This window comes from Bradyrhizobium sp. MOS001 (assembly GCF_004634465.1).
Classification (GTDB): Bacteria; Pseudomonadota; Alphaproteobacteria; order Rhizobiales; family Xanthobacteraceae; genus Bradyrhizobium; species Bradyrhizobium barranii.
This window is the reverse complement of the sequence record NZ_SPVJ01000070.1, coordinates 1-23,425: the sequence shown is the minus strand read 5'-3', so window position 1 is coordinate 23,425 and position 23,425 is coordinate 1. Positions and strand designations below refer to the sequence as shown.

Sequence of the window (23,425 nt, the reverse complement as noted above, 5' to 3'; positions counted from 1 at the left end):
GGATCTGTCCGCGCCTTCAACGAAGCGTCCCATCCATATCCCCCATCAGGAAACGGAGGAATCGTAACCGACTCGTGGCTTTTCACACAGCCAGGGTCAAGAGCGGGCCGGGATGGATCGCTAAACTTGCCCCTTGGTTGAGGGGCGTGAGTGAGGTGTGCTCCCGCTCGCATGGGGTAGTTGTCGGTCTGTAGCCAAGTGCGCCAAAAGGGACGTTGGCTACAGCCGCCGATCGCAATCAGATGCAGCGCGCTGCAAGCCCATCCAGCTCCATACGTCAAGCGCACGCCGTCACCCGCGATGACGACGATCTTCTTCCTTCCTTTTGAAGAGCTGACCCCATGAAACCGAAACTCTCGGCTTACGTCTCCGATAGCGTCGCTCAGCGACTGGAACTTGCCGCAAAGCGTCCTGGCAGCAACAAGTCGGCCATCGTGGATGCCGCGCTCGACCGCTTTCTGAATCCAGAGCGAGACACAAGTGGCGACGCGGCGCTGATCCGAAGACTTGACCGCGTGAGCCGGCAGCTCGAACGAGCCGACCGCGACCTCTCGGTCATGGCCGAGACCATCGCACTTTTCATTCGGTACTACCTGACAATTACCCCACCGCTGCCCACTGGTGACCAGGACGCCGCCCGCGCTTTGGGGCGCGAACGGTTCGAAATGTTCGTCGCCCAGGTCGGCAAACGGGTCGCCTCCGGTGGTCGGCTTGTGGCTGACGTCATGGATCGCGTCAGCGCCTCGAAGCCAGATCTCTTTATGCGGAACCTGGAGGAGGGGGCCCCTCTGGGCACTGCCCAGCCTACCGACGTCGGATCCCGTGCGCCGAAGGCGGCGGGCGAGCCGCCGGAGCATTCTCCGGCAGGGCGAGAGGAGGTCGGCAATGTCTGATCTCCTCTCGTCCGAGACCCGGGAGCGGCGGCGCGGCATGCTGCGGACCGCAATGGGGCCGGCAATCGCCGTCGCGCTCGAAGAACCCGACGTTGTCGAGGTGATGGTCAACCCTGACGGGAAGCTGTGGCTCGATCGACACGGTTCGGGCCGCGCCGACACGGGCGTAGTCCTGACGCCACAGGAGTCCGAGCGGATCATCCGCTTGGTCGCCAGCCACGTTCGCGCGGAGGCGAGCGGCACGTCGCCGATCGTTTCGGCCGAGCTCCCGGAGACTGGCGAACGCTTCGAGGGTGTTTTGCCTCCAGTCTCTCTGGCGCCATGCTTCGCCATCCGCAAGCCAGCCACAACGACATTCCGTCTCGCCGATTACGTTAGGGCGCAGACCGTTTCGCCCGTCATGGCCAACGTGTTGACGACCGCAGTGAAGGAAGGGCGCAGCATCCTGATCGCCGGCGGCACCGGTTCGGGCAAAACAACGCTCGCCAACGCGCTGCTGGCCGAGATTGCTGGTCTTGAGGAGAGGGTGGTCATTATCGAAGACACCCGCGAACTGCGCTGCGACGCAAGGGACGCAGTGACCTTGCGGACCAAGCCGGGCGTGGCAAGCCTCGCCGATCTGGTGCGGTCGACGCTGCGTTTGCGTCCCGACCGCATCGTTGTCGGAGAAGTCAGAGGGGCTGAAGCCCTCGACATGCTGAAGGCCTGGAACACTGGCCACCCGGGCGGCATCGCCACCGTCCACGCCAATTCGGCGCGAGCCGCCCTCTACCGGATCGAGCAACTGATCCAGGAGGCCGTCGCAACGGTCCCGCGTCGTCTCATTGGCGAGGCCATCGACCTGATCGTCTTCATCAAGGGGCGGGGTCCCGCCAGACGTATCGAGACGATCACCGAACTCAGGGGCCTCGATTCATCCGGCGATTACCTGCTCGAGACCCCGCCCGGACTTCCAAACACCGCCCATCGTTCTTGATCCAGGGAGACTGCAAGATGCTGACTCAACTGCGTCCATACCTGCGTCCGTGCCTTCGCTGCCCGCGGACGCGCGGACTTCGTGTCGCGGAACTGACCGCGACGGCCACTTGCTTTCTCCTAACCGCTTCGTCGGCGCATGCGGCCGGGTCGGGCATGCCATGGGAGGCACCGCTCGAGCGCATCCTCGAATCCGTGCAGGGGCCCGTGGCCAAGATCGTCGCGGTCATCATCATCACCGTGACAGGCATCTCGCTCGCCTTCGGAGACACCTCCGGGGGCTTCCGAAAGATGGTCCAAGTCGTCTTCGGCCTGTCGATCGCTTTCGCCGCCAGCTCGTTCTTTCTCTCGTTCTTCTCGTTCGGCGGCGGTGCGTTGATCCCATGAGGGCAGATGGATTCGAGCTCGTACTTCATCGTTCGCTCACCGAGCCAATTCTGATCGGCGGCGCGCCACGCGCCGCCGCCATCCTCATCGGCACGCTATCGGCGGTGCTGGCGCTCGGCCTGCGGCTCTGGCTTCCAGGCCTCTTGCTCTGGATCGTCGGGCACAGCCTTGCGGTCTGGTTCGCCAAGCGCGATCCGGCCTTCGTCGAAGTCACCGTCCGCCACACCAAGCACAAGGGCTGGCTCGCATGTTGAACTTGAGAGAATTCCGTGGCCAAGCGCACCGCCTTGCCGATTGGTTGCCATGGGCATGCCTGGTCGCGCCGGGCGTCATTCTGAACAAGGACGGCAGTTTCCAGCGCACGATTCGTTACCGAGGTCCCGACCTCGACAGCGCGACAGAGGCTGAGCTGATGAGCGTAACCTCACGGGTCAACAACGTCCTGAAACGGTTCGGGTCGGGATGGGCGTTGTTCTTTGACGCCACGCGCGTCCAGGCTTCCGAGTATCCGCGCTCGCAGTTTCCGGATGCGGTGTCTTGGCTCATCGATGAGGAGCGGCGAGCAGCGTTCGAGGGGGCCGAAGGCATTGCTTGGGAAGATCCGTCGCGGCCACGTGGACAGCACTTCGAGAGCGTGCTGCACTTGACCTTGATGTACCTGCCGCCGGCTGAGCGGGTCTCGCGGCTCGAGGGGCTGTTCCTGGAGCGGCCGAACGACGGAGAAAGTACGACGACCGGCGATACGCGACGCAATCGTGGCAGGCATCTCATCCACTCCGACTTGCCAGAACAGCCAGCAAACGGCGGCGATGGACAATCCCCCGGGACCGAAGGTCGCCGGAGCCTACCGCGAGGCGAGCAGGGCTATTGGGAGCATCTCCAGCGGTTCATCCAGGAGAGCGATCGGGCAATTGACCTGCTCTCATCAGTTTTGCCAGAAATCTGGCCGCTCAGCGACGCTGAGACGCTGACCTATTTGCACGGCTGCATTTCGACCAAGCGGCACCCCGTCAACGTTCCCGAGATTCCGGCCTATCTCGACTGCTTCCTCAGCGACGAGCCTCTCACCGGTGGTTTATCGCCGGCGATCGGCCGAAGCCATCTTCGCGCGCTGACGGTACTCGGCTTCCCGGCGGTGACCTTTCCAGGCCTGCTCGACGAGTTGAACAGGCTCGGCGTTCCCTATCGCTGGGCCACCCGGTTTCTGCCGCTCGATCGGACTCAGGCGAACGCAACACTGTCGCGGTATCGCAGGCAGTGGTTTGCCAAGCGAAAATCGCTCGGTGCGATCTTGAAAGAGGTCATGTTCAACGAGCAAGCTGCACTCCTCGATACCGATGCCAGTAACAAAGCGCTCGACGCCGATGTCGCTCTCTCCGAACTGGGGGACGACCTGGTCGCATTCGGTTACGTCACGACAACGGTGACCGTCACCGACGAGGACGCTCGGCAGGCTGACGAGAAGATCCGGTCCGTCGAGCGGGTGATCAATAGCCGAGGCTTTACGGTCATCCGCGAGAGCGTGAATGCAGTGGAAGCCTGGCTCGGCAGTCTTCCGGGGCAAGCCTACGCCAATATTCGTCAACCGATCGTTCACACGCTAAATCTCGCTCATATGTGTCCGCTCTCGGCGGTATGGGCTGGGCCCGCACGGTGCGACCACCTGGACGGACCGCCGCTTCTGATCGCGAAGACCAAGGGGGCCACTCCGTTTCGGCTCTCGCTACATGCCGGCGATGTCGGGCATACCATCATTGTTGGTCCGACCGGAGCCGGCAAATCGGTGCTACTCTCGATGCTCGCCCTTCAATTCCGGCGATATCCCGAGGCCCAACTCATTACCTTCGACAAGGGCCGCTCCGCGCGTGCCACTACGCTCGCCTTGGCGGGAGCCTGGTACGAATTGGGAGCCAAGGCCGGCATTGCCTTCCAACCGCTGAAGGATGTTGCGGAGGAGGGGGCGCGGCTCTGGGCGCTGGACTGGCTCTGCGGTGTGCTCGCCCATGAGCAGGTCGAGGTCACACCCGAAGTTAAGGAGGCGCTCTGGTCCGCACTCAAGAGCCTTGGTTCCGCGCCTGTGTCCCAGCGGACGATGACCGGTCTCGTAGCCTTGCTTGCGCGCGACGCGTTGCGGCAGGCGCTACAGCCGTACACGCTCGAAGGACCATACGGGAGATTTCTTGACGCGGATGCGGATCGTCTTTCCGGCGCCGACGTGCTCACCTTCGAGATGGATGAGCTGATGGCGTTGCCAGGCCTGGTCGCGCCCGTTCTCACCTATCTCTTCCATACCCTCGAAGGTCGCTTTGACGGCCGGCCTACTTTGCTTGTGCTGGACGAAGCATGGGTCTTTCTCGACGATCCGCTCTTCTCAACTCGCATTCGGGAGTGGCTCAAGACATTACGCAAGAAGAACGTTGCCGTCATTTTTGCCACCCAGTCGCTCGCCGATATCGCCGAAAGCCAGATTGCGCCGGCGATCATCGAGTCTTGCCCGACCCGGATCTTTCTACCTAACCCCCGCGCGCTTGAGCCGACGCAAACGGAGACCTATCGCCGGTTTGGCCTGAACGATACCCAGATACGCTTGATCGGGGAGGCCTTTCCCAAGCGCGACTACTACCTCCAGTCCCGTGCCGGAAACCGCCTGTTCGAGCTCGGCCTTGGACCGGTGGCGTTGGCTCTGGCTGCAGCTTCCTCGTCCGAGGACCAGCGGGCCATCGAGACGGTTTTGTCCCGGTCCGGCCCCCATCACTTTGCCAAGCGCTATCTCGCAGAGCGGGACCTGCACTGGGCTGCCAATCTCATAAGCACCTTCGAACAGGCGCTGTCGTCCTAGCGCGCCATCCATCCCAGCCAAAGCCTTGGAGTGACCAATGCTACGATCCCGCTCGCGCGGACTCGTCTCGCGCCAGATTCTTGCCGCCACCGTTCTTCTCTCCGTCACTGTCGGAGTTGAAGGGCTTAGCCGGGTAAATGCCCAGTCCATCGTCTACGATCCCTGGAACTATAGTCAAACGCTGCTCAGCGCCGCTCGTGCGCTCGACCAGGTCAACAATCAGATCAGAAGCCTCGAGAACGAGGCGCAAATGCTGATCAATCAGACGCGCCACCTCACGAGCCTGCCAAGCAGCGTCGTGGGCCAGCTAACGAGCACGATCAATCGGCTCAATGGCCTAGTGGCGCAAGCGAAGGGCATTTCGTTCGACGTCGACAAGTCGCGTAACGATTTCGAGCGTCTCTATCCACGCCAGTACAGCGCTTCGTCTTCCTCCAATCTCATGGTGCAGGACGCGACGTCTCGCTGGGACAACACCTATGAGGGGTTGAAGCAAGCGCTGGTAACACAGGCGACAATTGCCTCAAGTCTTGACGAAGATGGACAGACCCTTCGCACTTTGATGGCGAATTCCTCCGCCGCCGTCGGATCGTTGCAGGCGCAGCAATCGAACAATGAGTTGCTCGGCCTCCAGACCAAACAGACGTTGCAGGCGCAGATATTGCTCCTGACCCAGGCGCGAGCGGAGACGTTACGGGCGGCGGAACAGCAGGCTTCCGTGGCCGCTGCGCAGGAGCGCTTCACGCGCTTCATCGGCGACGGCCAGGCTTACTCCGGTGGAAAATAGGAGAGGGCACCATGGCTGATCTCTCTGTCATCGATCGCTTCACCGAGACATTCTCCCGCTACATCGACTCCGGTTTCGGACTACTGTCGGGCGACGTTTCGTTCCTGAGTTCAACCCTGATCGGGATCGATGTAACGCTTGCCGGACTCGCTTGGAGTCTGAAGGCCGACGACCATATCATGGTCACGTTGGCCAAGAAGGTTCTTTACGTTGGAGCCTTCGCGTTCATTATCGGAAGTTTCAAGAATATTGCCGATATCGTCTTCGCTTCCTTCTCCAGTATTGGGTTGAAGGCGTCCGGCGGCGCGCTCACCGCGGCCGACTTGGCTCGACCGGGCTTTGTCGCAGCAGCGGGCTTTACAGCAGCTCATCCACTTCTGGAGGAGACCGGCCAATTCTCCGGCTTCGACGTCCTGACTAATCTGCCAACGATCTTGATCCTCTTGTTCTGCTGGATCCTGATCGTGCTCGCCTTCTTCGTGCTTTCCGTGCAGTTGTTCGTCACGCTCATCGAGTTCAAGCTGACGACGCTCGCAAGCTTCATCCTGGTGCCATTCGCGCTGTGGGGAAAGACCGCCTTTCTGGCGGAGAAGACGCTCGGCAACGTGGTCGCGTCGGGTGTGAAGGTGATGGTCCTCGCAATCATCATCGGTATTGGCTCGACCATCTTCGGCCAACTGTCTGACACGTTGACGCGGCCAATCGATATCGCGTCGGCCATGAGTCTGCTACTTGCGGCCTTGTCACTGTTCGGCCTTGGCATCTTTGGGCCAGGCATCGCCGCCGGCTTGGTGTCAGGCGCCCCTCAGCTTGGCGCGGGCGCGGCGGCTGGAACGGCCGCGGGCGCTGCGGCGGTCGTGATCGGAGGTGGCGCGGTTGCGATGGGCGGTCTGCGCGCCGCTGCGAGCGGCGCAGGCGGCTCGGTCGCCGCAGTCCGCTCTGCAGCTTCGCTATCACGGGCGGCCACAGCCAGCGGTACCTCGGCTCAGACCTTGGCCGCAGGTCAAATCCCGGGCGCAGGAAGTGGTGGCGCGACTGGCGGCGGAGTCTCTTCCGGGAGCGCCCGTTCGCCAGCGACGCCAAGTCGAGGGCAAGCGAGAGAGGCGGCCCAGGTTGCGGCTCATACCTTGAAAGAGGGTGACAGAGGCGCGCATTCGTCGGGTCCAAAGCTGGAGGAGGAATAGACCATGGCAGCTCACCCCTTTCAGCGCGCATCCGTGCGATATGGCGAGACGCCTGAACCAGTCACCACCTACCAGAAGGCAGCCCAGGTCTGGGACGAGCGCTTAGGCTCGGCTCGCGTGCAGGCTAGCAACTGGCGGCTAGCTGCGTTGGCGGCCATCGGTCTCTCCGGCATGCTCGGTTTGACGATCTTTGCTCAAATTGCTCGATCCGGCGTCGTCCCTTACGTGGTCGAGGTCGATCGGCTCGGCGAAGTCCGCGCGGTCGGTCCTGCGCTCGAGGCGTATCAGCCGTCGGACGCACAGATCGCGCACTTCCTGGCGCGATTTATCGAGAACGTTCGCTCGTTGTCGATTGACCCTGTCATCGTCCGGGCGAACTGGCTGCGAGCTTATGACTTTGTCACCGATCGCGGCGCGCAGGCTCTCAACGATTATGCGCGAGAAGCTGATCCCTTCACGAAGATCGGGTCCAAGACCGTGACCGCTGAAGTCATGTCAGTCGTTCGTGCCTCCGGCGACAGCTTCGAGATCCGCTGGAAGGAGAACACCTACGAGAACGGCGCGATCTCAAAGACAGAGCGCTTCACCGGGCTCGTTACGACGGTCCTCAAGTCACCCTCGGATGCCGAAACGCTGCGGAAGAACCCGCTCGGCCTTTACGTCCATTCCCTCAACTGGTCGCGTGACCTCATCGGAGACGCAAAATGAAATCTGTTGTCATGACCAAGCTCGCGTCGGCCAGCGTCCTGACGTTGTCACTCCTACTCGGCGGTTGTGCCACCAAGCTCAACCTCGAGGCGCCATATGACGAGATGACATTCGAACGGGGCTTTCCGGAAGCGGATCCGCCGAAGCCAGTTGCGGTTGTTGAAACGCCCAAGGTCTTGCCGCTACCCGGTCAGTTGAAGCCCTATCCGACCAAAGGAACCAAGGACGAGAAGCTGCCTCCTGAGCAGGCGATCGCGAAGGCGAACAAAGAAGCCAGGATGGAGCCCACCAAGGCCGGATATATCAACGCGATCCAAGTCTATCCCTGGACGGAAGGCGCGCTCTACCGGCTCTACGCCAGTCCTGAGAAAGTCTCGACGATCGCGCTTCAAGCCGGCGAAGAGCTGATCGACGTCTCGACCGGCGATACCGTTCGCTGGGTCGTTGGCGATACCGCGAGTGGGCAGGGAACCGCCCGACGGGTGCATATTCTGGTGAAGCCGACGCTTCCGGATATTCAGACCAACCTGGTCGTTCTGACCGACCGGCGCGCCTATCACCTTGAGCTTGTCTCCACCAAGCAGACCTATATGGCTTCGATCTCGTGGACCTATCCAACAGATACCCTCGTTGCGCTTCATAAGCAGAATGCCGTCGCCCAGGAGAATGAGGAGCGGGTCGCGGATCGAGGTGTGCGGCTTGATAGCCTTAACTTCCGCTATCGCGTCGAGGGGGATGATCCGCCATGGCGTCCGTTGCGGGCGTTTGACGATGGCCGCAAGGTCTACATCCAGATGCCGCCTGGTCTGTCCCAGGGAGAAGCGCCGCCCCTGTTCGTTGCCGGCGCCGATGGTCGGCCGAACCTTGTCAATTACCGAGTTCGCGGCTCCTACTACATCGTCGATCGGATGTTTGGCGCCGCGGAGCTTCGCCTCGGCGAAAATCCGCAGCGGACCGTGCGGATCATCCGCATCGACGCGCGGCCCGTGTCGCAGACCTTCAGCGCCGGGAGCGCCTCATGACGAACGGCCCAATTCAGGATCCGCCAGAGCCCCTCGAACTACGCGCGCGGCCGCGGCCTATTCGGCGCCTGAACAGGCGTGCGTTGATCATCGGCTGCGCCGTTGCCGCGCTATTCGTCGCCGGAGCGGTCATCGTCGCGCTCCGTCCATTGCGAGTTTTCAAGTCGGCCGATCGAGCGGAGCTCTACAACACCGACCGCAAGCAGACAGCCGAGGGCCTCAGCAAGCTGCCGAAGTCGTATGAAAACCTCACCCCAACGACACCTCGGCTTGGGCCACCGTCTCCTGGGGACATAGGTCGCGCCTTTGCCGAAAACGAAAAGAAGGCGGGCGTGGGTCTGGATGGAGGCTTCCGGACTAATCCGGAGGAGGACGCCGAGAGAACCGAGCGGATCCGGCAGACGCGCATTGCCCAGCAAGCCAAGGAGTCCGGTCTGTTTGTCAGGCTGTCGGAGAAGCAGGAGAAGCGAAAGCAGATCAATACGTCCGACGTGCCGGCAGCTACCCCTTCCGCCTTCAGACCGGCGACAGCTGACGCCGGGCCTTCGGCCGCTGATCTAGCCAAGACGGCTCAGGCCATGGTCGATCGGTCCAGCGAGATTATTCCGTCTTCGCAGGCGCGAAAGCTGGCCTTCGTGGCGGCAAAAGCCGACACAGAAACCGCCAATCCCCATGCGCTTCAACCAGCTCCATCAACCTATGCCGTCATGGCGGGATCGATCATCCCGGCCAGCCTTATGACTGGCCTGAATTCTGATCTGCCGGGCGCCACGATCGGCCAGGTGACCGAGAACGTCTATGACACCGTGTCGGGTGAGCATCTTCTTATCCCCCAGGGAACTAGGCTCGTGGGCAAGTACGATAGCGTCGTCGCCTTCGGCCAGAAGAGGGCGCTGGTCGTGTGGGCACGTCTCATTCTGCCGAACGGCAATTCGATTGTGATCGAGAACTTACCGGCCACGGACGTCGCGGGCTATGCCGGGCTCGAAGATGAGGTGGACTTTCATACCTGGCAATTGCTGAAGGGGGTGGCGCTCGCGACTTTGATCGGTGTCGGGACGCAGCTGTCGCTCGGCAATGACGAGAGCGATCTCGTGAAGACGCTGCGGGAAAGTGCGCAGCAGACGACCAATCGCGCTGGTCAGCGACTGGTGGAGCGCGAGCTCGATGTGCAGCCAACGATCACAGTCCGGCCGGGCTGGCCGCTGCGGGTGATTGTTTCGAAGGATCTGGTGCTGAAGCCGTACTCGGACCGTCAGGCGATGACGAAGGGCAAGTGAGGCATGAAGCTTGGAAAACTGCCCGATCGGACGCCGGTGAAGATGAGCGTCATACTGACGCCGGGCCTTGCGCAACGGCTGAGAGAGTATGCTGACTTCTATGCCGAGACCTACGGAAGCAAGGAAGAAGTGGCTGAGCTGATACCGTTTATGCTCGAGGCGCTTCTTGATAGCGACCCTTCCTTCAAGAGAAGCAGAAACGGCAAGGGTGCAAGAGTATCTTTTAGTGGTAGCCGCGACCAGTAATGCAGGGGACAGCTAAACCTCGGTGCCCGTCCGTACTAGAGCCGCCCTGACATGTTCCATTGCCAGTTCGAGTGATTTCAGCAGCTCCTTCGAATCATTTGATGAAGCCTCTTCTAAGCTACACAAAAGCCCTCCAAAGAGGGTCAGTTCCTCAATACTGCGGCACCTTGTGTGTCCGGCAATCGTAGGGGCCGTCCTTACCCGTACCCTTGATGTTGGCGTTGTAGTAGCGCCCCATCGAGTCTGCGGCGAGCCACGCATCGACGATAGGCTTCGGTATTTCGCAGTAGTGTTAGTAGGTCGTTTTGAGTTGGACGATGACGTATTGATTAGAGGCGTCGTAGCAGAGCCGATTGACGACGCTGCTTCGAGTGATCTCCTGGCAGGTGAAGGGTTTGAGATCGACCGGGCCACGATATTTCACGTCGACGGTCTCGGCCTCCGCCCAGGACGAGAGAAGCAACACAAAGGTGAATATTAATCGAATCATTCTGTGTGCCGTGCAAACGGAATGAGATGCTCGCCAACACAAACGGCAAACAGAGCTAGCGGGGCCGACTTCCAGCATGCGCATCGACTAACTGCTTGCGGTCGATCGGTTGGAACAGCTTAACACCTGCATAAATTCTTCCAGAGACGGCTGATGGGCTGTTTGCAACTTGTGAAGCTCTTCGGGTCTTAGCTTCGTGTATCGTCGCAGAGTGCGCCAATCCTTATGACCGGTCACCAGCGCGACTTTCTCGATCGGCAATCCCGCTTCGAAAAGGCGGCTGGTGCCCTCGTGGCGCAAGTCGTGAAAATGCAGATCCTCGATCTTTAGTTCGTCGCACGCGCGCGTGAATGCCGCGCTTACCGATCTATGATTATACGGGAATACTCGACCCAGACCCATGGTAATGATCCGCTGCTGGAGCAGGAGCTCCCAGGCGTCATAGCCTGTGAGGTTCAGGAGTGGCACTTGTTGGTCGTTGCCATCCTTTTCCCTCGGATCTTTGCGGTCTCGTATCAATAAGATTCGCTTCTTCATGTCGACGTCCGGCCAGTCGGGCCGGCAAATCTCCTCCTGCCTCATGGTCGTTGCGACCGCGTATCGGACGATGCGGCCCATTGGGATGACCTGCCGATTATTGGATTCGAAGTAATCAATGAGCTCGTCAAGCTCATCCTGAGTTGGTCGCCGGTCTCGTTCATCGGACTTTCCAACGAGACCCAGATACTTTAGCGCCACACGTGCCAGACGAACCTCTTCGGCAGAAACCTCGATCCCGTGAACAGCGGCTGCGTGTGTAGCGACGGTTCTGATGAACGACATGTCGATCGCAAGCGTAGCTGGTCCTGCACCTTCCTTCGCTCGCTTGCGGCCATATTCGATCAAACGTTCGCGGTTGAGGCGAGGAAGCTTCGTTGATCCGAGGTCCTCCTTCAGTGCCTCCAGGACGGCTGTCTTGGATCTACGGGGAGGGCGGCCAACCTCGAGCATGTCTTCGATATGGAGATCGATAATATCGCCAAAGGTTTTCGCTCTTACCGCGGCGCGGGGCTTCGGCGACCCGCTACGATCAATATTGCACTCCATATCGAGCGCCCATTCCTCACCGTCCTTGCGCCGACGAAAGGTCTCTGCCACGTAGCGGTTCTTGCGGCGTACCTGGACGCGCCAGTTCCCGGACGGCAACTGAGTGAAGCTGGCCACGGTCGTGTGCACTCCCCAAATCGTGTGCGCTACGTGTGCACTGAGAGGTCAAAGCGGGTACAAACGTGTGCAATTTCGGCTAGTTTGGAGTGCACATGTTCATGTTTCATCCTGTTGAAGCATAAGGTAAATCATTGAAATCGCAATACTATCGCTTTTCTGTGGCTCCGATGATGGACTGGACCGATAGCCGCTGTCGGGTGTTCCATCGCCATCTGACGCGGCGGGCGCTGCTCTATACGGAGATGTTGACGACCGGCGCCATCATTCATGGCGACCGGGAGCGGCTGCTCGGGTTCGACGCGGTCGAGCATCCGGTGGCGCTTCAGCTTGGCGGGTCGGATCCGCGCGAGCTCGCCCAGGCCGCGCGGATCGGCGAAGAGTTCGGCTATGACGAGATCAACCTCAATGTCGGCTGCCCGTCGGATCGTGTGAAGGATGGCCGCTTTGGAGCCTGCCTCATGGCGGAGCCGGAACTTGTGGCGCGATGTGTCGACGCGATGAAGGGCGCGGTTTCCATTCCCGTCACCGTCAAATGCCGCATCGGCATCGACGATCAGGATCCGGAGGTCGCGCTCGATACGCTTGCGCGCGGAGTGGTCGCCTCAGGCTGCGATGCGCTGATCGTGCATGCCCGCAAGGCCTGGCTCAACGGTCTGTCGCCGAAGGAGAACCGCGACATCCCGCCGCTCGACTATGACCGCGTCTATCGCCTCAAGCGCGCGATGCCTGATGTGCCCATCATCATCAACGGCGGAATCCCCGGTATCGACGAGGCGAAAGCGCATCTCGAGCACGTCGACGGCGTGATGCTCGGCCGCGCCGCCTATCAGGAGCCATGGCGGCTGCTCTCCGTCGATCGAGACATCTTCGGCGGAGCGGCGCCGCATGCGACGATGCAGGACGCGCTCGAAGCGATGATGCCCTATATCGAGCAGCAGCTCGCGCGGGGCACGCGGCTGCATGCGATCACGCGGCATTTCGTCGGGGCGTTCCACGCCGTGCCCGGCGCGCGCGCCTTCCGCCGGCATCTTGCCGAGCAGGGGGTGAAGCCGGGCGCCGGTGTGGACGTGCTGCGCGATGCGATCGCGCGTGTCGGTGCGCGCGCTCCGGCGGAGGCCGCGGCCTAGCCCAAACGGGTGAAGAGCCGGATCGTGAAAATCCGGCTCCTCGTCGATCCGTCTCAGCGGAGCAAATCGAAATGATAGTTCACGCCGACGCGGAAGGTGTGGAATTTGGCGGCGTTCCAGTCCGGCAGATCGTCGTGCTTGAACTCGGTGTAGAGATATTCGGCCTTGGCCGACCATTTCGGCAGGAACGCCCATTCGACGCCGCCGCCCGCGGTCCAGCCCATCTTCATCTTGTTGATCGGCCCGTCCTTCAACTCGCCGGTGGCAAGACCCGCGGTCCCGAAGAACAGCAGCCGTGAATCCATCGTCGCGATGCCGGCGCGGGCGCGGCCGGTCATGTACCAGGGGATGCTCACCGCGGCGCTGTTGAGCGCGTCGTGGTTCTTGATGTCGCCGCCCTCGAAGTCATTCTCGATGCCGACCACGAACATCGGCGAGAGCTGGTAGTTGTAGCCAATCTGCACGCCGCCAACGGCGCCCTTGACCTTGCCGCCGCTGATGCCGACGAGATTATTGAACGCGTCGTCGCCGCTCTCTGCGTAGCCGGCGTTGAAGCCCGCATAGAGACCCGTCCACGAATACACCGGCTGCGGCGCCGTGTAGGCGGAGGAGGGCGCGGCGTAGCGGGGCGACAGGTCGGCAGCGCAGGCGCTGCTCGCGGCGAACACCGCGGCAAAGGGCAGGGCGCGCATCGTGCGGCGTAAGGCGGCTCTGGCAGTCATGACTCTCAATCTCCCACTTGGCCGCACCTCACGGAGCAGCCTTGTCCAACCCCGATCCGGGAATGGGATTGTTATAAACCGACTAGGCGGTTTGTAAATAGAGGAAATGCCACATCGATGGATTGTTCGCGGGGGCTCGGGTTAGGCGGTTGGCCGGCAGCCGCGCCGATGTTGCGCAGCGCGCTGGCGCAAAGGTGGCCTTACGAGGCGCCAGATCGGCCGCTGTCCGTCATGATGACGAGGCGACATGCCTCTGGCGTGGCGCATACTCGACATCGCAATGATGGGTGGATCGAGAGGGTCGCGACAATAAAGCTTTAGACAAGATGCGCTCTACAATCTAAGATTGTTTATTGCTCTGTTATTTACTCGTCCGACGATCCCTCGGCTCTCGCAGCATTTCATGCGGTGACGTTCGCGGTTGTTTTCGCGTCGGAGACGTTGGGCTCGGACCCTTCATGTGGGTCGATTTGATGAGGGACCAGCGATGCCAATTTTCATGGCATAGTGATCCTGGTGAGCGTCTCGATATTCTTCGTTCCGCGCAATGCGTCGGCGCAGGATGTGCCGGGATGGAGCGGCTCCATCAGTTTGACCGGCGCCAGAGCGGCCAAGGGCGATTTGACAAACGCCGATCGCGTTGTGCGGCTCAGGCAGTCCCGGCTGATTGGGCCTTGATCGTGCGCATGAGGCGCGCAGCGAAGCGGATTATCGGAGCGCGCGGCGATCGGGCAATTCCGGGTAGCCTGTGAGCATCAGCTTGTCGGCGCGCACACCCCAGCTCTCCAGGCGGTCGAGGAAGCTCATGCCAAGCAGATTGGTCTTCATCTGCCCGCGCGGCACGACGAGGGCCGGCACCGACTTTTCGACGAGGTGGCCGACTGAGAGACGGTCGAGCGTAAGGCGGGCTGCCTTGGTGTGGCCACCTGCGGTTTCGAGATCGACGTCGTATTCGAGCATCTCGAGCGGCAGTCCGATCGCTTTTGCGGTTTCCCAGGTCAGCACCACGGAGGTCGCGCCGGTATCGATCACCATCGGTGCGGCGACGCCGTTGATCTTCGCACGCAGTGCGAATTCGCCGCCCTGGCCGCGCTGGATCTGCACGGCCGGGGCCGGGGAGGCGATCTGCGCGCGAAACATGTGCGAGACCTTGTTGCTCGCGCGCACGATCCGGTCGGGATCGCCATAGGCGACGACGGCACCGGCCGTGCCGGCGAGCATGACGAGAACGAGCAGGAAGCGGATCATTGCGCGCCTCCGAGGCGACGCAGGGCGGTCAGGCGCGTTTCGGCGATCCCGCGATCGGCTGCAAACCCGCATCCGCCATGCGTGCGGGCAACAGCGCCATCACCGCGAGCCGTTCCGTGCTCTCCATGGCGTGCCAGCGCGCGATCTCCGGCAAGGTCCGGCCGCAGCCGAAGCACAGCCTCGTCTTGGGATCGATCATGCAGACGGCGACGCACGGCGTTTCTTTGCTCATGTGGCCATAGTGGGGGATCGTCGGGCATGTCTGCAAGCATCTCGTTAAGAGCCCGTACCAGCGCTCATGATCGGCTTGTGGCGCGGCCGGCGCTTCTCGTCGGGCACCGAGGAACTGTCCGGCTGGAGCGGCGGAGAATCGTCCGACATCGGCGCCAGCGCACTCATCACGCGCTCCGGCGGGAAGGTGACGATCACCTCGGTGCCGATGCGCAGCTTCGATTTCAGGGTGAATGTGCCGCCATGCAGGTCGATCAGGTTCTTGGCGATGGGCAGGCCGAGCCCTGCGCCCTGTTCGGCCGACTTGATCGAGTTGGAGCCCTGGCCGAACGAGGCGAGCACGATCGGGATCTCGTCCTCGGGGATGCCGGAGCCGGAATCCCTCACCGAGAGATATTGCCCGCCCGAGGCGGTCCAGCCGGCTTTGAGCCAGATCTCGCCGCCTTGCGGGGTGAACTTGATCGAGTTGGAGAGCAGGTTGAGCACGACCTGGCGGATCGCCCGCTCGTCGGCCCAGAGCCGCGGCATGGCCTGCTCGAACACCTCATGGATGGTGATGCCGCGGCTCGAGGCGCGCAGCTTCATCAAATGATGGCAGTCGGCGACGATGCCGACCAGCGACACCGCTTCCTCGTTGAGCTCGTAACGGCCAGCCTCGATCCGCGACAGATCGAGGATCTCGTTGATGAGGTTGAGCAGGTGCACGCCGGAATTATGGATGTCGGCGGAATATTCCTTGTAGACCGGCACCGCGTGCGCGCCAAAAATTTCGCTCTTCATCACCTCGGAGAAGCCGAGGATCGCGTTCAGCGGCGTGCGCAGCTCGTGACTCATCTGCGCGAGGAAGCGCGATTTTGCGACGTTGGCGGATTCGGCGCGGTGGCGCGCTTCGTCCGAGATCGCCTTGGCCTGTTCGAGCTCGCCGATCAGCGCGTCCTTCTCGGCGCGTGCCTCGAGCGTGGCGAAGGTCGAGGAGTGCAGGCGGTGCGCCAGCAGCACGAAATAGCCTTCGGCTGCGAGCGCGAGCGCCGCTAGGATGTAATTGTCGAGCGCGCCGGTGATTGCAAAGCTCAGCGCCATTGCGACCGCGACCGGCGCCGTGGCTGCGAGGGCGGCGATCGGCAGATTGGCGGCCAGCATACTCGACACCGCGATCACCAGCAGCATCAGGAACATCATCAGCGTTTCCGTGACCATGTCGAGCACGGGATGGATCAGGATCGCCATCCAGCACAGGCCATAGAGCAGGTCGAGCACGACGAAGTGCGTCCGCCATGTGCGCGTCGCCGCGGGCGAGGAGCCCTCTGCCAGGAAACGGTGGCAGCTGCGGATCATCGCGGCGTGGATGCAGAGCATGCCGGCGGTCCAGGCCGCGGCCGGGATCGGCTGCATCCACAGCCCGAACAGCACGCCGGTAGCGACCACCAGCAGCATCACGACATAGGAGGCCGACAGCCGCGTCTGGGCATATTGGCGCAGCATCTCGGCGTCGAAAGCCGGCCGGGTTCCGCTGGTCGACGTTAACTTGTCGCGCGCCTCGCGTACCCGCTGCGACGCAGCCCGTCGGCTGCTCGCCGATGGCGCGCTCACCGGCTCGGCCGGAAGCTGTACGACCTCTGGCTTTTCAGCGGGTTTACTCATCGAACAACAACATTCCTGCCTGCGCAAAGGCGGGCCTTCTGCATTGTCTATCTCTGGCAAGAAATCCTTAAGAGGTGACTTAAGGAGCTAAAGAATTACGTTAACCCGGCGTTAATTTTGAACGCGCGCAGTGCCGGTCAGTGCAGTGCCGCATGCTGGGCGACGTAGACCACCGCGCCCGCCAGATAGCCCGCGAGCGCGGGGATGGCGATGCGGCGAGCGTACCAGAGGAACTCGATCCGCTCGAGCCCCATGGCGGCGACGCCTGCGGCCGAGCCGATGATCAGGATCGAGCCCCCGGTGCCGGCGCAATAGGCGATGAACTCCCAGAGGAAGCTGTCGGTCGGGTAGTGGCCGAGGTCGTACATGCCCATGGTCGCCGCCACCAGCGGCACGTTGTCGATGACGGCGCTGAGCAGGCCGAGCACGACGACGATGACGTCCTGGCGGCCAATCGTCGCCTCCAGCCAGCGCGCCAGCATCGACAGGAGGCCCGCATGTTCGAGGCAGGCGACCGCCAGCAGAATGCCGAGGAAGAACACGATCGAGCTCATGTCGATCCGCGTCAGCGCATGCGCGAGCGTCAGCGGACGGCGAACATGCTCGTCCTTGTCGCGGTGAACGACCTCGCCGACCAGCCAGACGATGCCGAGCCCGAGCAGCACGCCCATGAAGGGCGGCAGATGCGTGACCGCCTTGAAGGCGGGCACGGCGATCAATACGCCGAGCCCGAGATAGAACATCAGGTTGCGCTCGAACGACCCGACGAGCTGAACTCCGTCGTCCTTGGGCGGCGGTGCGATGGTCTTGCCCTTCACCAGAAGGCTGATGAAGGCGAGCGGCACGAGCAGATTGACCAGCGAGGGGAGGAACACCGAACCCATGATCTTCAGCGGCGTGATCTGCCCGCCGATCCACAGCATGGTCGTGGTGACGTCGCCGATCACGGTCCAGGCGCCGCCGGCATTGGCGGCGATGACGATGAGGGAGGCGAACAGCAGGCGGTCGTCGCGCCTGGCGATCAGCCGCTGGATCAGCGAGACCATCACGATGGTGGTGGTCAGATTGTCCAGGATCGCGCTGAGGAAGAAGGTCACGAAGCCGATCAGCCACATCAGGCGGACCTGGCTCGTCGTGCTGATGCGGGAGGTGATGACCTCGAAACCGTCGTGGGCGTCGATCACCTCGACGATGGTCATCGCGCCGATCAGGAAGAACACGATCTGCGCGGTGGAAACGACGGATTCGTCGATCTGCCGGCCGACCATGGCGTGGTCGCCGATCGTGGCCGCGTAGATCGCCCAGAGCAGCCCGGCGCCGATCAGCGCCGTGGCACTCTTGCTGATCCGGAGCGGGTGTTCGAGCGCGATCGCCGCATAGGCCAGAACGAAGATGACGGCGATCGCGATCAGCAAGGCGGGATCAGTTCGTCAGGTGTCAGCGGTTCAGGCGCGCGAGCAGGCTCGACGTATCCCAGCGCTTGCCGCCCATCTTCTCGACCTCGGCGTAGAACTGGTCGACCAGCGCGGTCACCGGCAGATTGGCGCCGTTGCGGCGGGCTTCGGCCAGCGAGATCGAGAGGTCCTTGCGCATCCATTCGACCGCGAAGCCGAAATCGTACTTGTCCTCGTTCATGGTCTTGTAGCGGTTCTCCATCTGCCAGGACTGCGCGGCTCCTTTCGAGATGGTCTCGATCACGGCTGCGACGTCGAGGCCACTCTTCTTGGCGAAGTGGATACCCTCGGAGAGGCCCTGGACCAGACCCGCGATGCAGATCTGGTTGACCATCTTGGTCAACTGGCCGGAGCCGGCGGGCCCGAGCAGCTTGCACATCCGCGCATAGGCGCCTGTGATGACCGGCTCGGCGCCGGAATAGGCGTCCTGCGCGCCGCCGCACATCACCGTCAGCACGCCGTTCTCGGCGCCGGCCTGGCCGCCGGAAACGGGAGCGTCGATGAATTTGAAGCCGGCCTTGGTGGCCGCCGCATCGAGCTCGCGGGCGACTTCGGCGGAGGCGGTGGTGTGGTCGACGAAGGTCGCGCCCTTCTTCATGCCGGCGAACGCGCCGTCGGGGCCGATCGCGACCGCGCGCAGATCGTTGTCGTTGCCGACGCAGCACATCACGAAATCCTGGCCTTCGGCTGCCGCCTTCGGGGTCGCAGCCGTCTTGCCGCCGAACTTGTCCGCCCATTCCTTCGCCTTGGCCGCGGTGCGGTTGTAGACGGTGACCTCATGGCCCCCTTTTTTCACGAGGTGTCCGGCCATGGGGAAGCCCATCACGCCGAGACCGAGGAAAGCGACTTTAGCCATGTGTGGTACCTTGTCCGTAGTTTGGGTTTTACGGTTTTTGCCGGGCGAGGGGGCGCCTGGTTCCGCTATGAGGGCGGATTAGGAGCGCACCATAAACCCTTGAGGCCAGAGGGCAACGGCTTCGTTTGGCAGCCGCCTGTGCTAGGATGGCGGGACTTAAGGTCCTACATAAAAAAGGGAGCGAAAAGCATGGGCGGCGTGAGCGTTGGTGTCCTCGATCATTTCAACATCCGGACCCGGAATCTGGCCGAGACGGTCCGCTTCTACGAGGACGTGCTGGGCCTGGAAAAAGGCGCCCGGCCCGATTTCGCCTTCCCGGGGGCCTGGATGTACAGCGAGGGCAAGGCGGTGGTGCACCTCGTCGATATTTCCCCGACCTCGGAGCCACAAAAGCCGGATTCCGGCGTTGTCCATCATGTCGCCTTCGTCAGCCGCGGGTTCGACGGCATGAAGCAGCGGTTGACGTCCAAGGGCATGAAATTCGACTCCCGCCAGGTGCCCGGCGGCGACCTCTGGCAGATCTTCGTCCACGACCCCAACGGGGTCATGATCGAGCTCAATTACGAGGCCGCTGCGGAGCAGGGGGCTGCCCCCGCGGAGATGGCAGACGATATCGGCAAGCAGTAGCCTTTTGGCCGTTTCCGCTCTAATGGGGCATCCTCAAGCCTTGAGCGTGATCTGATCGGAAAGCCGCTCCACACTTTTCCGGATCATGCTCTGTTCAGGAGATGCGCTTTGAGCGTGACGCAGCAACAGGTTCTCGACAGCCTCGCCAGGATCAAGTCGCCCCGCGGGGTCGCGCTCACCAATGCCAATGTGCTGAGCGCGATCAGCGCGGCCGACGGCAAGGTGTTCTTCTCGATCAACGTCGATGCCGCCGAGGCGCGGGCCTGGGAATCCGTCCGGGCCGAAGCCGAAGCCGCCGTGCGCGCCATTCCCGGCGCCACCACCGTGATGGTGGCGCTGACCGCCGAGCGCAAGCCGGGCGCCGCACCGCCTCCGCCGCCAACGCCGAGCCGGGGCACGCCGGGCGTGCAGCCGGTCCACGCCCACAAGCCACCGCCGCAGGGCGGCGCCCAATCGCCGATGGCTCGCCAGTCCGAGATTCCGGGTGTCGCTGCCGTGATCGCGGTTGCCTCGGGCAAGGGCGGCGTCGGCAAGTCGACCACCGCGCTCAACCTGGCGCTGGGCCTGCGCGACCTCGGCCTCAGGGTCGGGCTGCTCGATGCCGACATCTACGGCCCCTCGGTGCCGCGGCTGACGGGCCTGCACGAGAAGCCGGCGCTGGACGGCGAGCGCAAGATGATTCCGCTCAAGCGTTTCGGCCTCGCCATCATGTCGATCGGCTTCCTGGTGGAGGAAGAGACCGCGATGATCTGGCGAGGTCCGATGGTGATGTCGGCGGTGACGCAGATGCTGCGCGACGTCGCATGGGGGAGCCTCGACGTGCTCGTGGTCGACATGCCGCCGGGCACCGGCGATGCCCAGCTCACGCTGGCGCAGAATGTACCGCTCAAGGGCGCCGTGATCGTCTCGACCCCGCAGGACCTGTCCCTGATCGATGCAAGGCGGGGGCTTGCGATGTTCAGGAAGGTCAACGTGCCCGTTCTCGGCATCGTCGAGAACATGAGCTACTTCCAGTGCCCGCATTGCGGCACGAAATCGGATATTTTCGGCCATGGCGGCGCGCGCCACGAGGCCGAGAAGCTCGGGGTACCGTTCCTGGGCGAGATCCCCCTGCACATGGCGATTCGCGCCACCTCGGATGCCGGAAATCCCGTGGTCGACAGCGAGCCGGACGGCCCTCATGCGGCGATCTATCGCGCCATTGCGGGGCAGGTCCGGGACCAGCTCAAAGGCGTTATCGCCGCGGCCTGAGCCGGTCTTTTGGGGACATGCGACTTTCGTAGAGCCCCGTCATGCCATTGTCGCGTTCCGAAAGCGGGGCTTCCGTGTTAAAGGCCACGGCAGTCAAGCCCCTTCGGTTCGACGCGACAAAAACGCGTCGCCGGAACGAGCGGCGACAACGAAGAAGTTTAGGGGAAACGCCCCAACAAGGAGAGACCTGAAGATGAAGCGTCGTGATTTCCTGAAAGTGTCGGCAGCAGGCGCGGCGGCGACCGCCGCGGTGGCCTCGCCGGCGATCGCTCAGTCCATGCCCGAGATCAAGTGGCGCCTGACGTCGAGCTTCCCGAAGTCGCTCGACACCATCTATGGCGGTGGCGAGCAGCTGGCGAAGTACGTCGCCGAGATGACCGACAACAAATTCCAGATCCAGGTGTTCGCCGCCGGCGAAATCGTCCCCGGCCTCCAGGCGCTCGATGCGACCTCGAACGGCACGGTCGAGATGTGCCACACCGTCTCCTACTACTATGTCGGCAAGGACCCGACCTGGGCGATCTACGCCTCGGTGCCGTTCGGCCTCAACGCGCGCCAGCAGAACTCCTGGTGGTACCAGGGCGGCGGCGAGCAACTCGGCAACGAGTTCTTCAAGAAGTCGAACGTGATCGGTCAGCCCTGCGGCAACACCGGCACCCAAATGGGCGGCTGGTTCCGCAAGGAGATCAAGACCGTTGCGGACCTCTCCGGCCTCAAGATGCGCATCGGCGGCATCGCCGGCCAGGTGCTTCAGAAGGTCGGCGTCGTGCCGCAGCAGCTCGCCGGCGGCGACATCTATCCGGCACTCGAGAAGGGCACCATCGACGCCGCCGAGTGGGTCGGCCCCTACGATGACGAGAAGCTCGGCTTCGCCAAGGTCGCCAAGTACTACTACTATCCCGGCTTCTGGGAAGGCGGTCCGACCGTCCACGCCTTCACCAACCTGGACAAGTGGAATTCGCTGCCGAAGAACTACCAGGCGATCCTCACCAACGCGATGGCCAACGCCAACAGCTGGATGGCCGCGCGCTACGACATGCAGAACCCGGCGGCGCTGAAGCGTCTGGTCGCCGGCGGCACCCAGCTTCGTCCCTTCACCAACGAAGTGCTCGAGGCCTGCCTCAAGTCGACCAACGAGCTGTGGGGCGAGATCTCGGCCAAGAACCCCGACTTCAAGAAGTCGATCGACGCCATGCAGGCCTACCGCTCCGACGAATATCTGTGGTGGCAGGTCGCCGAATACACCTACGACAGCTTCATGATCCGCTCGCGCACCCGCGGCTGATCTTTCGAAACGTCGCAAGACGACAGAGCCCGGCCTCGTTCGCGAAGCCGGGCTTTTTCTTTTGCCGCCAGCGGCCGCCCAAACAAAAATATGAAAAACAACCCCATGCACAGTAGAAGCGCGATGAGGGCAGGTTGCCCTCTGGATGCTGCCAACAGCTTGACGCGTCGGGGCAAATCAGCAGGAAGGAGCAATCGTCGGCGCAGCCGGGGTCAACGCGGCGATTTTGCCTGATCGCTGCATCTGGAATGACATCGTCATTTGCCGCGGCGTCCGTTCCCGCATCGTCATTGCGCAGAGCCCATGCGACGAAGCAATCCAGGCCGTGACCGCGGAGGGGTGCTGGATTACTTCCGCCTTCGCCGAGGCTTCGGCGGACAAGTCGCTACGCTCGCAATGACGGGTGGATGGAGTTGGGGCTCGACCCAGCAACGAACCCGTTTGACACGTCGGGCAAAACAGTGGCAAAAAGCTAACATCGTATAATCCGAAATTGGCGCTTCGGTGCCGATCCCGTGAGGTGACGATGAGCTTCGATCCCGATGAAGTTCAAAGCGCGCTGCGCAAGGCATGGTCGCTGTCGACTTCCAGCCAATGGACGCCGAACAATCCGGCTGCAGGGCAGTGCAACGTCACGGCGCTGCTCGTTCACGAACTCTTCGGCGGCGAGCTGCTGAAGACGCCTCTGCCGGCGGGCGATCATTTCTACAATCGGATCGAAGGACGGCGGTACGACTTCACAGCGAACCAGTTCGATCAGCCGATTGCCTACGTCGACTTGCTCGCAGATCGAGCCGACGCAGAGCTGGGAGCAACGAGCAACCAACTGGCCGAACTCAGAGCCGCTTTTCTGCGGCGCCGTACTAGCACTACTTTGGCAGATTTTTGATTTTGTCGCGTTTTATAGGATTCCCGAATCAATTTTTCAATGATTCATGGGTGGTCGGCTCTTGGAGGGCTGACCAT

24 protein-coding genes are annotated in these 23,425 nt (G+C 62.4%); 16 read left to right on the top strand and 8 right to left on the bottom strand.

The features are described from left to right. The first annotated feature begins 341 nt into the window (after positions 1-341). Genes CT676_RS40455 through CT676_RS40405 form a run of 11 tightly spaced genes read left to right on the top strand, consistent with a single transcriptional unit; the run spans position 342 to position 10,321 of the window. Complete coding sequence (locus tag CT676_RS40455; protein WP_135216998.1) at positions 342-893, top strand: CopG family transcriptional regulator; 552 nt, start codon at positions 342-344, stop codon at positions 891-893. Next, complete coding sequence (trbB, locus tag CT676_RS40450) at positions 886-1,869, top strand: P-type conjugative transfer ATPase TrbB (RefSeq protein WP_080677564.1); 984 nt, start codon at positions 886-888, stop codon at positions 1,867-1,869. The genes CT676_RS40455 and trbB overlap by 8 nt, the downstream gene beginning before the upstream one ends. Before the next feature lie 17 nt (positions 1,870-1,886). Continuing rightward, positions 1,887-2,255: a TrbC/VirB2 family protein gene (locus CT676_RS40445; protein WP_244623463.1), complete on the top strand. Its 369-nt coding sequence runs from the start codon at positions 1,887-1,889 to the stop codon at positions 2,253-2,255. Further along, complete coding sequence (locus tag CT676_RS40440) at positions 2,252-2,509, top strand: VirB3 family type IV secretion system protein (RefSeq protein ID WP_028146772.1); 258 nt, start codon at positions 2,252-2,254, stop codon at positions 2,507-2,509. Before CT676_RS40445 ends, CT676_RS40440 begins: the two co-directional genes overlap by 4 nt. Next, on the top strand, positions 2,503-5,094 hold the full coding sequence (gene trbE, locus CT676_RS40435; protein WP_135216997.1) for a conjugal transfer protein TrbE: 2,592 nt from the start codon (positions 2,503-2,505) through the stop codon (positions 5,092-5,094). Before CT676_RS40440 ends, trbE begins: the two co-directional genes overlap by 7 nt. 37 nt (positions 5,095-5,131) lie before the next feature. After that, a complete protein-coding gene (gene trbJ, locus CT676_RS40430; protein WP_135216996.1) occupies positions 5,132-5,881 on the top strand; it encodes a P-type conjugative transfer protein TrbJ in 750 nt (249 codons plus the stop codon). A gap of 11 nt (positions 5,882-5,892) precedes the next feature. Further along, a complete protein-coding gene (gene trbL, locus CT676_RS40425) occupies positions 5,893-7,065 on the top strand; it encodes a P-type conjugative transfer protein TrbL (protein WP_135216995.1) in 1,173 nt (390 codons plus the stop codon). A 3-nt stretch (positions 7,066-7,068) separates the two neighbouring features. Further along, positions 7,069-7,773, top strand: coding sequence for a conjugal transfer protein TrbF (gene trbF / locus CT676_RS40420; RefSeq protein ID WP_028146769.1), 705 nt, complete (start codon positions 7,069-7,071; stop codon positions 7,771-7,773). Continuing rightward, positions 7,770-8,795, top strand: a complete 1,026-nt coding sequence (trbG, locus tag CT676_RS40415) for a P-type conjugative transfer protein TrbG (protein WP_244623461.1) — start codon at positions 7,770-7,772, stop codon at positions 8,793-8,795. Before trbF ends, trbG begins: the two co-directional genes overlap by 4 nt. Then, a complete protein-coding gene (locus CT676_RS40410) occupies positions 8,792-10,075 on the top strand; it encodes a TrbI/VirB10 family protein (RefSeq protein ID WP_135216994.1) in 1,284 nt (427 codons plus the stop codon). The genes trbG and CT676_RS40410 overlap by 4 nt, the downstream gene beginning before the upstream one ends. 3 nt (positions 10,076-10,078) lie before the next feature. Continuing rightward, positions 10,079-10,321: a DUF2274 domain-containing protein gene (locus CT676_RS40405; RefSeq protein ID WP_135216993.1), complete on the top strand. Its 243-nt coding sequence runs from the start codon at positions 10,079-10,081 to the stop codon at positions 10,319-10,321. 292 nt (positions 10,322-10,613) lie between these two features. On the opposite strand, the gene CT676_RS40395 is transcribed toward CT676_RS40405, so the two are convergent. Continuing rightward, positions 10,614-10,811 (bottom strand): hypothetical protein, encoded by a 198-nt coding sequence (locus CT676_RS40395; protein WP_135216992.1) that lies wholly within the window; start codon positions 10,809-10,811, stop codon positions 10,614-10,616. An 87-nt stretch (positions 10,812-10,898) separates the two neighbouring features. Further along, entirely contained in the window at positions 10,899-12,014 is a 1,116-nt protein-coding gene (locus CT676_RS40390) for a site-specific integrase (RefSeq protein ID WP_135216991.1), read from the bottom strand. A 134-nt stretch (positions 12,015-12,148) separates the two neighbouring features. Here CT676_RS40390 and dusA point away from each other — a divergent pair, with 134 nt between their 5' ends. Beyond that, a complete protein-coding gene (gene dusA / locus CT676_RS40385; protein ID WP_135216990.1) occupies positions 12,149-13,144 on the top strand; it encodes a tRNA dihydrouridine(20/20a) synthase DusA in 996 nt (331 codons plus the stop codon). 53 nt (positions 13,145-13,197) lie between these two features. On the opposite strand, the gene CT676_RS40380 is transcribed toward dusA, so the two are convergent. From CT676_RS40380 to CT676_RS40355, 6 genes are all read right to left on the bottom strand, one after another. Beyond that, entirely contained in the window at positions 13,198-13,866 is a 669-nt protein-coding gene (locus CT676_RS40380; protein ID WP_038943855.1) for an outer membrane protein, read from the bottom strand. 708 nt (positions 13,867-14,574) lie between these two features. Beyond that, positions 14,575-15,114 (bottom strand): TIGR02281 family clan AA aspartic protease, encoded by a 540-nt coding sequence (locus CT676_RS40375; protein WP_085404882.1) that lies wholly within the window; start codon positions 15,112-15,114, stop codon positions 14,575-14,577. 28 nt (positions 15,115-15,142) lie between these two features. Then, positions 15,143-15,346: a DUF1289 domain-containing protein gene (locus tag CT676_RS40370; RefSeq protein ID WP_028146760.1), complete on the bottom strand. Its 204-nt coding sequence runs from the start codon at positions 15,344-15,346 to the stop codon at positions 15,143-15,145. A gap of 44 nt (positions 15,347-15,390) precedes the next feature. Beyond that, positions 15,391-16,986, bottom strand: coding sequence for a HAMP domain-containing sensor histidine kinase (locus CT676_RS40365; RefSeq protein WP_085404881.1), 1,596 nt, complete (start codon positions 16,984-16,986; stop codon positions 15,391-15,393). Positions 16,987-17,123: 137 nt separating this feature from the next. Beyond that, positions 17,124-18,401, bottom strand: a complete 1,278-nt coding sequence (gene nhaD, locus CT676_RS40360; RefSeq protein ID WP_071915184.1) for a sodium:proton antiporter NhaD — start codon at positions 18,399-18,401, stop codon at positions 17,124-17,126. A 22-nt stretch (positions 18,402-18,423) separates the two neighbouring features. Beyond that, positions 18,424-19,296: an NAD(P)-dependent oxidoreductase gene (locus tag CT676_RS40355; RefSeq protein WP_071915183.1), complete on the bottom strand. Its 873-nt coding sequence runs from the start codon at positions 19,294-19,296 to the stop codon at positions 18,424-18,426. Between the two features lie 189 nt (positions 19,297-19,485). On the opposite strand from CT676_RS40355, the gene CT676_RS40350 reads away from it, so the two are divergent. The 4 genes from CT676_RS40350 to CT676_RS40335 all read left to right on the top strand — a co-directional run bounded on the left by CT676_RS40350 (position 19,486) and on the right by CT676_RS40335 (position 23,348). Continuing rightward, a complete protein-coding gene (locus tag CT676_RS40350) occupies positions 19,486-19,923 on the top strand; it encodes a VOC family protein (RefSeq protein WP_063984035.1) in 438 nt (145 codons plus the stop codon). Between the two features lie 108 nt (positions 19,924-20,031). Next, positions 20,032-21,174, top strand: coding sequence for an Mrp/NBP35 family ATP-binding protein (locus CT676_RS40345; RefSeq protein WP_085404880.1), 1,143 nt, complete (start codon positions 20,032-20,034; stop codon positions 21,172-21,174). A 193-nt stretch (positions 21,175-21,367) separates the two neighbouring features. Further along, entirely contained in the window at positions 21,368-22,459 is a 1,092-nt protein-coding gene (locus CT676_RS40340) for a TRAP transporter substrate-binding protein DctP (protein WP_014496209.1), read from the top strand. Positions 22,460-22,985: 526 nt separating this feature from the next. Then, a complete protein-coding gene (locus CT676_RS40335) occupies positions 22,986-23,348 on the top strand; it encodes a hypothetical protein (RefSeq protein WP_135216989.1) in 363 nt (120 codons plus the stop codon). Positions 23,349-23,425 lie beyond the last annotated feature (77 nt).

Coding starts and splice junctions, on each gene's coding strand:
- CT676_RS40455 (WP_135216998.1), top strand. CDS start 342: ATGAAACCGAAACTCTCGGCTTACGTCTCCGATAGCGTCGCTCAGCGA.
- trbB (WP_080677564.1), top strand. CDS start 886: ATGTCTGATCTCCTCTCGTCCGAGACCCGGGAGCGGCGGCGCGGCATG.
- CT676_RS40445 (WP_244623463.1), top strand. CDS start 1,887: ATGCTGACTCAACTGCGTCCATACCTGCGTCCGTGCCTTCGCTGCCCG.
- CT676_RS40440 (WP_028146772.1), top strand. CDS start 2,252: ATGAGGGCAGATGGATTCGAGCTCGTACTTCATCGTTCGCTCACCGAG.
- trbE (WP_135216997.1), top strand. CDS start 2,503: ATGTTGAACTTGAGAGAATTCCGTGGCCAAGCGCACCGCCTTGCCGAT.
- trbJ (WP_135216996.1), top strand. CDS start 5,132: ATGCTACGATCCCGCTCGCGCGGACTCGTCTCGCGCCAGATTCTTGCC.
- trbL (WP_135216995.1), top strand. CDS start 5,893: ATGGCTGATCTCTCTGTCATCGATCGCTTCACCGAGACATTCTCCCGC.
- trbF (WP_028146769.1), top strand. CDS start 7,069: ATGGCAGCTCACCCCTTTCAGCGCGCATCCGTGCGATATGGCGAGACG.
- trbG (WP_244623461.1), top strand. CDS start 7,770: ATGAAATCTGTTGTCATGACCAAGCTCGCGTCGGCCAGCGTCCTGACG.
- CT676_RS40410 (WP_135216994.1), top strand. CDS start 8,792: ATGACGAACGGCCCAATTCAGGATCCGCCAGAGCCCCTCGAACTACGC.
- CT676_RS40405 (WP_135216993.1), top strand. CDS start 10,079: ATGAAGCTTGGAAAACTGCCCGATCGGACGCCGGTGAAGATGAGCGTC.
- CT676_RS40395 (WP_135216992.1), bottom strand. CDS start 10,811: ATGATTCGATTAATATTCACCTTTGTGTTGCTTCTCTCGTCCTGGGCG.
- CT676_RS40380 (WP_038943855.1), bottom strand. CDS start 13,866: ATGACTGCCAGAGCCGCCTTACGCCGCACGATGCGCGCCCTGCCCTTT.
- CT676_RS40375 (WP_085404882.1), bottom strand. CDS start 15,114: ATGATCCGCTTCCTGCTCGTTCTCGTCATGCTCGCCGGCACGGCCGGT.
- CT676_RS40370 (WP_028146760.1), bottom strand. CDS start 15,346: ATGAGCAAAGAAACGCCGTGCGTCGCCGTCTGCATGATCGATCCCAAG.
- CT676_RS40365 (WP_085404881.1), bottom strand. CDS start 16,986: ATGAGTAAACCCGCTGAAAAGCCAGAGGTCGTACAGCTTCCGGCCGAG.
- CT676_RS40355 (WP_071915183.1), bottom strand. CDS start 19,296: ATGGCTAAAGTCGCTTTCCTCGGTCTCGGCGTGATGGGCTTCCCCATG.
- CT676_RS40350 (WP_063984035.1), top strand. CDS start 19,486: ATGGGCGGCGTGAGCGTTGGTGTCCTCGATCATTTCAACATCCGGACC.
- CT676_RS40340 (WP_014496209.1), top strand. CDS start 21,368: ATGAAGCGTCGTGATTTCCTGAAAGTGTCGGCAGCAGGCGCGGCGGCG.
- CT676_RS40335 (WP_135216989.1), top strand. CDS start 22,986: ATGAGCTTCGATCCCGATGAAGTTCAAAGCGCGCTGCGCAAGGCATGG.